Source organism: Siccirubricoccus sp. G192, from assembly GCF_019084075.1.
Classification (GTDB): Bacteria; Pseudomonadota; Alphaproteobacteria; order Acetobacterales; family Acetobacteraceae; genus G192.
Window position 1 is genome coordinate 4,956,428 of sequence record NZ_JAHREN010000001.1, and the last position, 13,695, is coordinate 4,970,122.

A 13,695-nucleotide genomic window follows, 5' to 3' on the forward strand; every position below is an offset into this window, starting at 1 on the left:
GCTACCCCTGGGGCAGGAGGATGAGGACGGCCAGCGGCGGCAGGAACAGCGGCAGGGACTGCGCGAAGCCGTGGCTCGCGACCGCCTCCGCCGCAACGGAACCGCCGTTCCCGCTGTTGGTTCCACCATAGGCGGCGCCGTCGGTGTTCAAGACCTCGTGCCAGGTGCCTTCGCGCGGCACGCCGATGCGGTAGCCATGCCGCGGCACCGGCGTCATGTTGCAGACCACCAGCGCCGGCGCCTCACCCTCGGCCCCGAAGCGCAGCCAGGCGAAGACGCTCTGCGCGCGGTCGTCGCCGACCACCCAGCGGAACCCCTCCGCCGCGCAGTCCTGGCGGTGCAGCGCCGGGATGCCGCGATAGGCGGCGTTCAGGTCATGCACCAGGCGTTGCATGCCGCGGTGGCGCGGGTCGTCGAGCAGCGGCCAGGGCAGGGCGGCGTCGTGGTTCCATTCCGTGGGCTGCGCCATCTCGCCGCCCATGAAGAGCAGCTTCTTGCCGGGATGCGTCCACATGAAGCCGAGATAGGCGCGCAGATTGGCGAATTGCTGCCAGGGGTCGCCCGGCATCTTCCCGAGCAGCGAACCCTTGCCATAGACCACCTCGTCATGGCTGAGCGGCAGGACGAAACGCTCGCTCCAGGCATAGACCAGGCCGAAGGTCATGTCGTCGTGGTGCCAGGCACGATGCGCCGGGTCATGCTCCATGTAGCGGAGCGTGTCGTGCATCCAGCCCATGTTCCATTTGTAGGTGAAGCCGAGCCCGCCCTCGCGCACCGGCCGCGTCACGCCCGGCCAGGCGGTGCTTTCCTCCGCCACCACGATGGCGCCGGGGCAGCGTTCCGCCACCACGGTGTTGAGCTCCTGCAGGAAGGCCACGGCCTCCAGGTTCTCCCGCCCGCCATGGCGGTTCGGGATCCATTCGCCGGCTTTGCGGGAGTAGTCGCGGTAGAGCATGGAGGCCACGGCATCCACCCGCAGCCCGTCCACATGGTAGTGCTCCAGCCAATGCAGCGCGCTGGCCAGCAGGAAGCCGCGCACCTCGTTGCGGCCGAGATTGTAGATCGCGCTGTTCCACTCCGGATGGAATCCCTCGCGCGGATCGGCATGGTCGTAGAGCGCGGTGCCGTCGAACTGGTACAGCCCATGCGGGTCGGTCGGGAAATGCGCCGGCACCCAGTCCAGCAGCACGGCCACGCCCGCCGCATGCGCGCGGTCGACGAAGCGCGCGAAGCCGGCCGGGGTGCCGAAGCGCGCGCTCGGCGCAAACAGGCCGAGCGGCTGGTAGCCCCAGGAGCCACCGAAGGGATGTTCCATCACCGGCATGAATTGCAGATGCGTGAAGCCCATGCCCTGCACATAGGGGATCAGCCGGTCGGCCAGCCGGTCCCAGTCCGGCGATGCGCCTTCCGCATCCCGCCACCAGGAGGCGGCATGCACCTCGTAGATGGAGAGCGGCGCATCGGGCGCCTGGCGCGCGGCGCGGCTTTCCATCCAGGCCGCATCGGTCCAGGCGGCGGGCGCGGCGCCGGCGATGCGGGAGGCGGTGGCGGGCGGTGCCTCGGTCGCCAGCGCAACCGGGTCCGCCTTCAGCGGCAGCACCGCGCCATCCGGGCCGAGCAATTCGTATTTGTAGCTGAGGCCGGGGCGCAGCCGCGGGATGAACAACTCCCAGACCCCGGCCTCCCGGCGCAGCCGCATCGGGTGGCGGCGGCCGTCCCAGCCGTTGAACTCGCCCACCACGGAGACCCTGCGCGCATTCGGCGCCCAGACCGCGAAGCGGACGCCGGCCACGCCATCCAGCACCATCGCCTGGGCGCCGAAGACCCGCGACATCTCGAAATGCCGCCCCTCCGCAAACAGGTGCAGGTCGAGCTCGCCGAGCAGCAGGCCGAAGCTGTAGGGGTCCTCCGTCTCCTGCACGGTGCCGGGCCAGGCGATGCGCAGGCGATAGGGCACCTGCCGCGCGACCCTGCCGGCGAAGAGCCCGGCGGGGTGCACGAGATCCAGCCGGCCAAGCTCCGCGCCGCCGTCCCGCGCCAGCACGGTCACGCCGCGGGCGCCGGGCTGGAAGCTGCGCAGCTCCTCGCCATGCGGGCCGAGCAGGGCGAAGGGGTCGCCGTGGCGGCCCGCCACCAGGGCTTCGATGCCGGCCTCCATCATGCCGGCGCCAGCCGGTCCGTGAGCGCCGCCAGGCCGCGCAGCGGCACTCCGATCCATTGCGGGCGGTTCGCCGCCTCGTAGCGGATCTCATAGGCCGCCTTCTCCAGCAGGAAGAGGTCGAGCAGCGGCGCTTCCGCCTCCGCCGATACCCAGGGGTCGGGCGCCGCCGCCTCCACCGCGCGATAGGCGGCCAGGAAGGCGGAAGCGGCTTCCTGCTGCCAGCGCATGAGGAGCGCCGCGCGCCGTTCCGTCGGCGCCGCGGTGGCGGTGCCGGAGGCCTCGGTCGCGGTGGCGACCGAGGCGGCATAGTCGAGGCTGCGCAGCAGCCCGGCCACGTCGCGCAGCGGGCTGCCCTTGGCGCGACGCTCCGCCAGGCTGCGGGCCGGCTCGCCCTCGAAATCCACGATCACCGCATCGCCCTGCGCCACCAGCACCTGCCCCAGATGGAAATCGCCATGCACCCGCGTCTTCAGCGCGCCCTCGGCCGATTGCGCCAGGCGATGCACCGCCTGGCGCAGGGCATCGCGCCGCCCCAGCACGCGCGCCGCGCGCGCCGCATCCGCCTCCGGCAGATCCTGCCGCGCCGCCAGCAGGTCGAGCGCGGGGTCGAGCTGTGCCAGCGCCCCGGCGGCCCAGGCCGCGCGCTCCGCCGCCGTCGCAACCTCCGGCGTGAAGGCAGGGTCCGGGTGCGGCCGCGCCAGCACGGCATGCAATTCGCCAAGCCGCCGGCCGAGCGCGGTGGCGAAGGGGGCATAGCCGGCGAAGGGATCCTCCGGTGCCTCATCCGTCAGCGCGACCTCGTCCACCGCGCGGGACAGCCAATCGAGCGTCCAACCCCAGCCATCGCCCTGGTTGCGGACGAAGCCCTGCGTCAGCATCAGCGTGTGCGGCGTGCCGTCCGGCGAGACCCGCACCACCTCGCCGAGCAGCGGCGCCGTATTGGCGTAGCCGGCCTCGGTGAGGTGGCGGGTCATCTCGGCCTCCGGGTGGATGCCGGGATTGATGCGGCGGATGATCTTGAGCACCACCGCCTCGCCGAAGATCAGCGTGGGATTAGACTGCTCCGCCGCGAGCCGCCGGATCTCCGCCGGTTCCGGCAGCGCGATCTCGGCAAGGCGCGGGGTGGGCAGGAAGCGGATCTCGCCATCCTCCGTCGGCAGCACCAGGCGCTCGCGCATCGCGGCCAGCACCGCGCCGGGCATCCGGTCATCGGCGAAGGCGTCGGTCAGGTAGCCGACACGCCGCCCCTGCCGCAGCCGCGACAGCGCGAGCTGCGCTGCCAGCGGCCCCACGCCCTCCTTGTCCTCGACCCCAGCCAGCGGCAGGGCGTAGCGTTCGGTGCGGCCCGGCAGGCGGACCTCCACCTCCGCCATGACACCCGCGCCGTGCGTCTCCGGCAGCGCGGCGATGGCGGTGAGGCGCGTGGTTTCCAACTGCTCGTCCTTGGCGGCGAACCAGCGGCGCTTCCGCAGGTATTCCGGCAGCTTGGAATGCTCCAGCTCACGGCGGACGGAGTCGCTGAGAAGTTCCTTCACATCAGCCCTCAGGACCAGGGTGCGCAGATCCGGCAGCGGCTCGGGCGCCGGCCGGTGCCAGGGCGGCAGCGCCGTCTCGGTCGCCAGCATGAACCAGTAGAAGCCGAAGGGCTGCAGGGTCAGCAGATAGGGAAGCTGGCCGACCGGCGGGAAGGAGGTGCCGCCCAGCATCTCCACAGGCACGCGCCCGGCCTGGGCCGCAAGATCGAGTTCCACCGCCTGCGCCGAGCGCGAGAGGTTGAAGACGCAGAGGATCAGCTCGCCCTCGTATTCGCGCAGGAAGGCCAGCACCTTGCGGTTGGCCGGATAGAGCAGCCGCATGGCGCCGCGGCCGAAGGCGCGCGAGCGCTTGCGCACCGCGAGCGTCCGGCGCGTCCAGTTGAGCAGGCTATGCGGGTCGCGCGCCTGCGCCTCCACATTCACCGCCTGGAAGCCATAGAGCGGGTCCTGGATCGGCGGCAGCACCAGCCGCGCCGGGTCCGCCTTGCTGAAGCCGCCATTGCGGTCCGGGCTCCACTGCATCGGCGTCCGCACCCCGTCGCGGTCGCCAAGGAAGATGTTGTCGCCCATGCCGATCTCGTCGCCGTAATAGATCACCGGCGTGCCGGGCATGGAGAGCAGCAGCCCGTTCATCAGCTCGATCCGCCGGCGGTCGCGCTCCAGCAGCGGCGCCAGGCGGCGGCGGATGCCGAGGTTGAGCCGGGCGCGCTTGTCCGCGGCATAGGTGGACCAGAGGTAGTCGCGCTCCCGGTCCGTCACCATCTCGAGCGTCAGCTCGTCGTGGTTGCGCAGGAAGATCGCCCATTGGCAGCCATCCGGGATATCCGGCGTCTGGCGCAGGATATCGGTGATGGGGAAGCGGTCCTCCTGCGCGATCGCCATGTACATGCGCGGCATCAGGGGGAAGTGGAAGGCCATGTGGCATTCGTCGCCGGCGCCGAAATACTGCTGCGTGTCCTCCGGCCACTGGTTCGCCTCGGCCAGCAGCAGCCGGTTCCGGAAGCTCGAATCCAGCTTGGCGCGGATCTTCTTCAGGACCTCATGCGTCTCGGGCAGGTTCTCGTTATTGGTGCCCTCGCGCTCCACCAGATAGGGCACGGCATCGAGCCGCAGCCCGTCCACGCCCATCTCCAGCCAGTAGCGCATCACGTTCAGCACTTCGGTGAGCACGCGCGGGTTGTCGAAATTCAGGTCGGGCTGGTGGCTGTAGAAACGGTGCCAGAAATACGCATTCGCCACCGGGTCCCAGGTCCAGTTGGACTTCTCGGTGTCGAGGAAGATGATGCGCGTGCCCTGGTAGCGCTGGTCGGTCTCCGACCACACGTAGTATTGTGGTGCGAGGAGCCGGGCTTGGCCAGGCGGGCGCGCTGGAACCAGGGGTGCTGGTCGCTGGTGTGGTTGATGACCAGCTCGGTGATGACGCGCAGCCCCCGCGCATGCGCCTCCCGGATGAAGCGGCGCGCGTCGTGCAGCGTGCCGTAGTCGGGATGCACGCCGAGATAATCGGCGATGTCGTAGCCGTCATCCTTGCGCGGGCTCGGATAGAAGGGCAGCAGCCAGAGCGTGTCCACGCCAAGCTCCGCCACATAGTCCAGCTTCTGCAGCAGCCCGGCGAAATCGCCGACGCCGTCGTCGTTGCTGTCGAAGAAGCTCTTGAGGTGCAGCTGGTAGATGACCGCGTCGCGATACCATTGCGGCTCATCCACCAGGCCCGGTGCCGGCGCCTCCGCCTTCGCGCGCCCCATCAGACGCCCTCCGCCGGGCGCACGCGCCAGATGCCGAAGGGCAGTTCCCCGGGATCGAGGCGCAGCCGCTGCGTCTTGCCGGCCCAGGTGAAGCGGTGGCCGCGCAGCAGGTCCTCCGCCTCCAGCGCCGCATGATCCGGCAATCCCCATTCCCAGAGCGGCAATTCCACCGTCGCCTCCTGCACTGCATGCGGATCGAGGCTGACGGCGCAGAGCACGACGTTGCCACGGTCCGGCGTTGATTTCCGGTACCATAGCACGCGGTCGTTGAAGGCATTGTGGAAGGCGATGCCCAGATGCGTCTGCAAGGCGGGATTGGCGCGGCGGATCATGTTCAGGCGGGTGATCTCCTCGACGATGTCGCCCGGCCGGCGGTCCGGCCAGGCGCGGATCTCGTATTTCTCCGAGTCCAGGTATTCCTCGCGGCCCGGCAGCGGCGTGGCCTCGCAGAGCTCGAAGCCCTGGTACATGCCCCAGAGGCCCGAGAGCGTGGTCGCCAGCGCCGCGCGGATGAGATGGCCGGCGCGGCCGCCGGTCTGCAGGAAGGGCGGGTTGATGTCGGGGGTGTTGACGAAGAAGTGGGGCCGGAAGAAGTCGCGCGGTGCCGTCGTCGTCAGCTCCGTCAGGTAGTCCTGGATCTCCTGCTTCTCGTTCCGCCAGGTGAAGTAGGTATAGGACTGGCTGAAGCCGATCTTGGCCAGCCGGTACATCACCTTGGGGCGGGTGAAGGCCTCGGCCAGGAAGACCGCGTCGGGGTGGCGCGCGCGGATGTCGGCGATCAGCCATTCCCAGAAGGGGAAGGGCTTGGTGTGCGGGTTGTCCACCCGGAAGAGCAGCACGCCCTGCTCCACCCAGAAGCGCACCACGTCGCGCAGCGCGATCCAGAGGGAGGGCACTGCGCCCTCGTTGTAGAAATCGACGTTGACGATGTCCTGGTACTTCTTCGGCGGATTCTCGGCGTAGCGGAGCGACCCGTCCGGCCGCCAGTCGAACCACGCCTTGTGTTGCTTCAGCCAGGGATGGTCCGGGCTGCACTGGATGGCGAAGTCGAGCGCCAGCTCCAGCCCATGGTCGCGCGCCGCCGCGACCAGGCGGCGGAAATCCTCCAGCGTGCCGAGCTGCGGGTGGATGGCATCGTGCCCACCCTCCTCCGAGCCGATGGCATAGGGGCTGCCGGGGTCGTCCGGCCCCGGCGTCAGGGTGTTGTTCCGCCCCTTGCGGAAGGCACGGCCGATCGGGTGGATCGGCGGGAAATACAGCACGTCGAAGCCCATGGCGCGGATATGCGGCAGGCGGCGGATCACGTCGTCGAAGGTGCCGTGCCGCTGCGGGTCGCCGCTTTGGCTGCGCGGGAACAGCTCGTACCAGCTGGCGAAGCGGGCGCCGGTGCGCTCCGCCTCGACTGGCAATTCGGCACTGCGGGTGCGGAAGGGGCGGTCATCCGCCGCCGCCATGAAGCGCGCCATCTCGGCCGAGAGCAGCAGGGTCAGCCGCTCGGCCTCCTGCGCCGTGGCCAGCCGCGCCGCCAGCTCGGCCAGCGCGCCTCCCGCCCGTTCGGCGGCACCGGCCACCAGCAGCCGGCCCTCCTCCAGTTCCAGCGCGACCGGCACCCCGGCGCTGTGCTTCTTCTCCAGCTCGTCGCGGAAGCTGGCGAAGGCATCGCGCCAAGCTTCCACCATGAAGACGTGGCGGCCCATCCGCTCCAGCGGGAAGGCGGCGGCCCAGCGGTCATTGCCGAGCGGCCGGAGCCGCGCCTCCCGCCAGTCCGGCTCATCCGCCGGGCGCCAGAGCAACGCGGCGCCGAGCTTGTCATGGCCGTCGCAGATCAGGTCGCAGGAAACCTCCACCACCTCCCCCACCACGCGCTTCACCGGGAAGCGGCCGGCATCCACCGTGGGCGTCACCGCCTCAATGCCGATGCGCGGCGCCTCGGCTGCGGCGAGGGCATCCTCGTCCTCGGGGAGCAGGATGGGCCGCGGCGCCTCGGCCTCGAAGAGCCGCACCTCGCCGGCGTCGAGATGCAGGGTGGCGCCGGGCACCAGCGCCTCGCCCGCTTCGGGCCAGGCCGGGCGGAAGCGGGCGAAGCCGCCGCCGGCGCCAGGCAGCAGCGCCTCCGCAGAGACCGGGGCGCCGGCGCGGAGATCGGCATTGGCCAGCACCAGGCCCGCCGATCGCGCCAGCCGCGCATCCGCCGCCCCGGCCCGCAGCAGCGCCGCCACCGGCGCGGCGGGGCCGGAGAGCGGCCGCAACTCCGCCGGCTCCAGCCGCCGGGGCGTCAATTGCGCATTGGCGGCGCGGAGTTCGGCGGAGAGGTCGAAGCCGGCATGGCTGCGCAGCCATGCCCAATCCCCCGGCCGGTCGCGGGCGGGGTCGAGCGGCCGGCGGGCGCCGTATTCGAAGCCCATCGGCACCAGCATCCCGGCGCCGATCCCGGCGGCCACCCGGAGGTGCCGCCGCGCCGCCCGCTCCGCCATCAGCGGGTCCTCGAAATGCCCGGCGAGGCGCGGGCCGAAGGGCGCCTCCACCGTGGCGATGGCAGGCGCGATGGTGGCCAGCCGCGCCGCCTCCTCGGCCAGCCAGGCGCCGCGCAGGTCCCACCAGGCCAGGCTGTCGAAGACCGCGGCGAAGCCGGCGCCGGCGAGCGAAGGCACGGCGGGGGCCGGCAGGCCGGCGGTCCAGGCCAGGAAGCGGCAGTCCGGCAGGGCATCGGCCAGGCGGCGCCAGAGGCTGGCCGGCACCCGCGCCGGAGCATCGCAGCGGAAGCCCGCCACGCCGGCAGCGGCGAAGCGGCGCAGCCGGGCCTCCCACCACTCGCCCAGCGCCGCCTCCACCGCCGCATCCTCCAGCCGGGCGCGCAGCGCGCCGCGTTCGGGCAGGGGCATCCGGGGGTCGAGCGGCAGGGCACCGGCGGCATCCTCGAACCAGCCAGGATGAGCGGCGGCCAGGGCGCCATCGGCGCCGGCCCGGTCCAGCACCAGATCCAGATACAGCGAAAGCCCCTGCGCCCGGGCCCGGCCGGCCAGCGCCTCCAGCACCGCGGCGGCATCGCCCGGCGCCTCCAGCACGGGATGCGGCGCATCGGGGTCGCCGGTATGGAAGAGGTTGCCGCTGCCGCCCGGGGCGAAGACCGGCGCCAGCAGCACCGCATCGAAGCCAAGCCCGGCGGCATGCGCGAAGGCGGCATCCCAGGCGGGCAGCGGGCCGATCAGCAACGGATGCAGCAGATAGAGCCGTGGCACAGCCGGGGCCGGGGGCTGTGCCGGAGCCTGGCCCGGCATGGCGGGGCGGGACTCCTGGCCGCGCGGCGCCGCTGCCCCGGAAAGCCCGGCACCGGCCGCCGTGCCCGGGGCGGAGCCCGGGCTGGCCGCCGGAGGCGCGGATGCCGGCGCGACAGGATGCGCCGCCTTCGGCCTTTTGCCGCGTCGTTCTGCCATCCCAACCCCCAAAACCTACCCCCGGCGAACGCGCCGGGCCTGCATCGGTCGGCCCGGCCCGTCTTCACGGATGCGAGAGGCGGTGCCGGGGGCCAATCCGAAGCAGCGTGGCACGGAAGTGGCATGAGAGCATGCCGGGCCTTTGCGGGCCTCCGGCCCGCGCCACAGGAGCCATCCGATGCCCGATCCCGACCGCTTCGCCCCGGTCGCCGCGCCGGCCATGACGCGCCCGGCGCCCTGCGTCACCGCCCCGGTGCGGGCCGCGCAGGGTGCCGCCTGATGCCGCCCGCCAGCGGCCCGGGCACGCGACCAGCCCCTGCCCCCGCGCCGCGCTTCGGCCGGATCGCGGATGGCCCGGCCGCGGCGCCGGGCGGCGAGAGCTTCGCCACCCTGCTCGCCGCCGGTGGCGCGCGGGTGGAGCGCATCGCCTCCCTCGCCCATGCCGATCCGCCGGGGCAATGGTACGACCAGCCTGGCGCGGAATTCGTGCTGCTGCTGGCCGGCGCCGCCCGGCTCGGCTTCGCCGATGGCACCGAAAGGGTGCTGGCCCCCGGCGACTGCGCGGTGATCCCGGCGCGGTGCCGGCATCGCGTCGCCTGGACCGACCCGGCGGCGGAAACCCTCTGGCTGGCGCTGCATCTGCCGCCGGATTGATCCCGCGCAAGGAAGCCGGCCATGGCCGGGCCTAGCAATGCGGGCATGAGCCCGAACGTCCCGATCAGCTACGCCCTCGCCAACCTGCCGCGCTACACCAGCTACCCGACCGCGCCGCATTTCGCGCCGCTGGCGGAGGCCGAGTATCGTGGCTGGCTCGGCGGCATCGGCCCGGCGGATACGCTCTCGCTGTATCTGCACATCCCCTTCTGCCGGGCGCTCTGCTGGTATTGCGGCTGCCACACCTCGGTGACGCGGAACCAGGCGCGCATCGTCGATTACGCCGCGACGCTGCGGCGCGAGGCGGCGCTGCTGGCCGCGGCGCTGCCCGGACATGCCGGGGTGGCGGCGCTGCATCTCGGCGGCGGCACGCCGAGCACCATCGGCGCCCCGGCGCTGCGCGACCTGTTTGCCACGCTGCGAGCCGAATTCGGCTTCCGCCCGGGGGCCGAACTGGCGGTGGAGCTCGATCCCCGGGTCCTGGACGAGGCGATGGTGGAGGCGCTGGCCGAGGCCGGCATCAACCGCGCCTCGCTCGGCGTGCAGGACATCGCGCCCGAGGTGCAGCGGCGGATCGGCCGCATCCAGCCCGCCGAATGCGTCGAGGCGGCGGTGCAGCGGCTGCGCCGCGCCGGCATCACCGGCATCAACCTCGACCTGATGTACGGGCTGCCCGGCCAGACCGAGGCGCACGTGGCGGCCAGCGCCGGTTTCGCCGCCGATCTCGGGGCCAGCCGCGTGGCGGTCTTCGGCTATGCCCATGTGCCCTGGATGAAGCCGCACCAGAACGCCATCCGCAGCGAGGACCTGCCCGGCGCCCTGGAACGGCTGCGCCAGGCCGAGGCGGCGGAGGCGGTGCTGGCGCGCGCCGGCTACCAGACCATCGGCCTCGACCACTTCGCCCGGCCGGAGGATGCCATGGCGGTGGCGGCGCGGGAGGGGCGGCTCCGCCGCAACTTCCAGGGCTACACCACGGATACGGCGCCGGTGCTGCTCGGCCTCGGCGCCTCGGCCATCGGCAGCATCGGCACCGGTCCGGGGGCCTTCTATGCCCAGAACGCGACGGATGAGCGGAAATACGTCACGGCGGTGCAGGCGGGCGAGCTGCCGGTGCGCCGCGGCCTCGCCCTCACCCCGGAGGACCGGCTGCGGCGGGGGGTGATCGAGCGGGTGATGTGCGATTTCGCCCTCGACCTCACCGCCTTGCCGCCGGCGCTGCTGGCCGAGGCGCGGCCCGCCCTGGCGCGGCTGGCCGGGGACGGCATCCTGGACCTGATGCCCGACATGCTGCGGGTGACGCCGGCCGGGCGGCGGCATGTCCGCCATGTGGCGGCCTGCTTCGACGCCCATCTCGGCACCGGCACCGGACGGCACAGCCGGGCGGTGTAGGACACCCTTCCAAAGGCTGCGCACCCTCCCACGGACGATGCGGCAAGGGTTGGGACGGGGACCGTCGCCCTGGGTTGTCCACCACCACGCCCGCGGCGGTAGTCTGCGGCATCGGAGGTGCCGCCCCATGCCGACCCGGCCCGCGCAGCGCGTCTACCGCACCTGGATCATCGACAGCACCCGCTGGGACCGGTACCGGCCCCGCCCCGGCGACGTGGTGATCGCCACCTACCCCAAGTGCGGCACCACCTGGATGCAGCGCATCGTCGACCTGCTCGTCTTCCAGACCCCGGAGCCGCGGTCGATCCCGCTGGTCTCGCCCTGGATCGACCGGCGCTTCCCCGAGCCGCTGGACGCGGTGATGGCCCGGGTCGAGGCGCAGGCGCACCGCCGCTTCCTGAAGGCGCACCTGCCCGCCGACGGCCTGCCGCTCCACGATGAGGTCCGCTACATCCATGTCGCGCGGGACGGGCGCGACGCCTGCCTCTCCTTCCACCACTTCGCCTCCGGCTTCGAGGCCGAGATGCTGGCCGCGCTTGAGCGGGAGGGGATGGCGGACCCGGCGATCGATCGGCCCTACCCGCCTCTCCCCGCCGACCCGGCCGACTTCTTCCACCGGTGGCTGACCGAGGGCGTGGTGCCAGGCGATGCGGACGGCAGCCCGAGCATGTCCTACTTCCACTTCGAGCGGAGCTGGTGGGAGGAGCGGCACCGCCCGAACCTGCTCCTGGTGCACTACGCCGACCTGAAGGCGGACCTGGCGAGCGAGATGCGCCGGGTGGCGGACCACCTCGGCATCGCCGTCCCGGACGAGACCTGGCCCGCCCTCGTCGAGGCGGCCGGGTTCGCGGCGATGCGCCGCGAGGGCGCAGCGATCATGACGCGGGCGGTCGGCATGCTGGAGGGCGGGGCGGACCGGTTCTTCCACCGCGGCGAGGTCGGCCGCTGGCGGGGCGTGTTCCGGGAGGCGGACCTCGCCCTCTACGAGGCGAAGCTGAAGGCGACGCTGCCGCCCGCCTGCCGGCGGTGGCTGGCGGAGGGACGGTTGCGGGCCGGCGACCCAGACCGGCGGCACTGAGGCTGACGGTCCGGGCGACGCAGCCGCCCGCCTTCGACTTTCCCCGGCCCGGTCAGGCAGCCGGCTGGATATTGTGGTTCAGGCGGAAGAAGTTCCCGGGATCGTATTTCGCCTTGATCGCCTGCAGCCGCCGGTAGTTCGGCCCATAGGCGGCGGCGACCGCATCGCCAGGTTCATCGTCGCCGAAGTAATTCATGTAGCGGCCGGCGCCCATGAAGGGCCGCAGCGCGGCGTAGGACTCCCTGGCCCAGGCGATGCAGGCATCGTTCTGGCCCGGGTCCATCCATTCCGAGAGCACGAGCATGTTGTAGCCCTCGGTGCGGTGCGGGAAGGCGGTGTCGGCGACGCCGACGCGCGCGACGGCGCCGTGGAAGTGCTCGAGCAGCAACTGCCCCATCGGCGTCGGGCATTCGGCGAAGCAGCCGATCATCGTCCGGATCGCGTCGTCGCTCAGGCCGGAGAGGAAGTTGGACTTCCAGTAGTTGAGCGCGCCGCGCGGATAGGCCGCGTCCAGCATCGCGTTGAGCTGGGAATAGGGCATCGGCCCGACCGCGTCGAGCGCCGGCGTGCCGAACCGCTTGATCGGCCGGACCGCCTCCTCGCCCGCGGCGGGCGTGCCGCAATGGCACATCACGAGCAGCGCCAGCTTCGCGCCCGACCCGTCCGGCGCGTGGACCAGGCCGCCGAAGACGGTGAACTCGTCGGGCAGCGACGCCGTGACATCCCGGAAGTGCCGCAGCACGTCCCAGGCCTCGCTGAAGGGATAGGCGATGAGCCCCCCCGGTGACCATGGGCCCCACCGCGTGCAGGCGGTATTCGAAGGACGCCACCACGCCGAAATTGCCGCCGCCGCCGCGCAGGGCCCAGAAGAGGTCGGTATTGTCCCCGGCGCTCGCCGTGACGACCCTGCCATCGGCCAGGACGACCTCCGCCGACAGGAGGTTGTCGAGGGCCAGCGCATGCTTGCCCATGAGCCAGCCGAGCCCGCCGCCGAGCGTCAGGCCCGCGATGCCCGTCGAGGAGACCACGCCCCCCCGTGGTGGCGAGGCCGTGGAGCTGTGTCTCGCGGTTGAACCCGTTCCAGGTGACGCCGCCCTGCGCGCGGGCGGTGCGTGCCCGCGGATCGACATGGATGCCCTGCATCAAGGACAGGTCGAGCATCAGGCCGCCCTCGGTCGTCGCGCGCCCCGCGACATTGTGGCCGCCGCCGCGGACGGCGACCTCCAGCCCCTGGTCGCGCGCCAGCTTCACCGCATCGACGATGTCGGCCAGGCCGCCGCAGCGGGCGATGAGTGCCGGGCGCTTGTCGATGAGGCCGTTATGCACCTTCCTGGCGTCCTCGTAGCCCGGATCGCCCGGCCGCAGGACCTGTCCCATGAATGACCTGGCCAGTTCGGCAGCCGTGTCGGCCAGGGATGATGTCGCGTTCATCGTCACCTCCCATGTGGTGGTGCGGGCTGAAGGCGAGGGTGGCGCCGGCACCCCATCCTGCCGCGGCCTCCTCCGGCATCGGCCGGATCAGCGGGACGCCGCCGCGGGGATCGTCGATCCGCAGCGCAGCGGGGGTCAAACACAAAGTTGCGCCGCCCCGGCCGATCGGCGGCGCTTCCCGCGGGCGCACAGGGGATGCGCGGCTCCCCGGTGCCAGGCGCCGGGGCTTGCCTGCCGGCCGGGCGGTCCGGCCCGACGCCGCCCCAAC

7 protein-coding genes and 1 pseudogene are annotated in these 13,695 nt (G+C 72.3%); 3 read left to right on the forward strand and 5 right to left on the reverse strand.

Annotated features, from left to right (window positions below; translation table 11 throughout):
• Position 1 precedes the first annotated feature (1 nt).
• From glgB to KSF81_RS23985, 3 genes and pseudogenes are all read right to left on the reverse strand, one after another.
• Positions 2 to 2,161, reverse strand: coding sequence for a 1,4-alpha-glucan branching protein GlgB (glgB, locus tag KSF81_RS23975; protein WP_217381104.1), 2,160 nt, complete (start codon positions 2,159 to 2,161; stop codon positions 2 to 4).
• Positions 2,158 to 5,441, reverse strand: a pseudogene (gene treS, locus KSF81_RS23980) (maltose alpha-D-glucosyltransferase). Before treS ends, glgB begins: the two are co-directional and overlap by 4 nt.
• The gene (locus KSF81_RS23985) at positions 5,441 to 8,719 is read right to left on the reverse strand and encodes an alpha-1,4-glucan--maltose-1-phosphate maltosyltransferase (RefSeq protein ID WP_217381105.1); all 3,279 of its coding nucleotides are present in this window, start codon (positions 8,717 to 8,719) and stop codon (positions 5,441 to 5,443) included. The pseudogene treS and the gene KSF81_RS23985 overlap by 1 nt, the downstream one beginning before the upstream one ends.
• Before the next feature lie 435 nt (positions 8,720 to 9,154).
• Here KSF81_RS23985 and KSF81_RS23990 point away from each other — a divergent pair, with 435 nt between their 5' ends.
• The 3 genes from KSF81_RS23990 to KSF81_RS24000 all read left to right on the forward strand — a co-directional run bounded on the left by KSF81_RS23990 (position 9,155) and on the right by KSF81_RS24000 (position 11,996).
• Positions 9,155 to 9,529 carry a cupin domain-containing protein gene (locus tag KSF81_RS23990; protein WP_254453716.1) on the forward strand — a complete coding sequence of 125 codons (375 nt, stop codon included), beginning with the start codon at positions 9,155 to 9,157 and terminating at the stop codon, positions 9,527 to 9,529.
• A gap of 45 nt (positions 9,530 to 9,574) precedes the next feature.
• Entirely contained in the window at positions 9,575 to 10,918 is a 1,344-nt protein-coding gene (gene hemN / locus KSF81_RS23995; protein WP_217381106.1) for an oxygen-independent coproporphyrinogen III oxidase, read from the forward strand.
• A gap of 127 nt (positions 10,919 to 11,045) precedes the next feature.
• A complete protein-coding gene (locus KSF81_RS24000; protein WP_217381107.1) occupies positions 11,046 to 11,996 on the forward strand; it encodes a sulfotransferase domain-containing protein in 951 nt (316 codons plus the stop codon).
• 52 nt (positions 11,997 to 12,048) lie between these two features.
• Here the strand turns inward: KSF81_RS24000 and KSF81_RS24005 are convergent, their stop codons facing one another.
• Positions 12,049 to 12,738: a BBE domain-containing protein gene (locus KSF81_RS24005; RefSeq protein WP_217381108.1), complete on the reverse strand. Its 690-nt coding sequence runs from the start codon at positions 12,736 to 12,738 to the stop codon at positions 12,049 to 12,051.
• Positions 12,627 to 13,427 carry an FAD-dependent oxidoreductase gene (locus KSF81_RS32455; protein WP_217381109.1) on the reverse strand — a complete coding sequence of 267 codons (801 nt, stop codon included), beginning with the start codon at positions 13,425 to 13,427 and terminating at the stop codon, positions 12,627 to 12,629. The genes KSF81_RS24005 and KSF81_RS32455 overlap by 112 nt, the downstream gene beginning before the upstream one ends.
• Positions 13,428 to 13,695 lie beyond the last annotated feature (268 nt).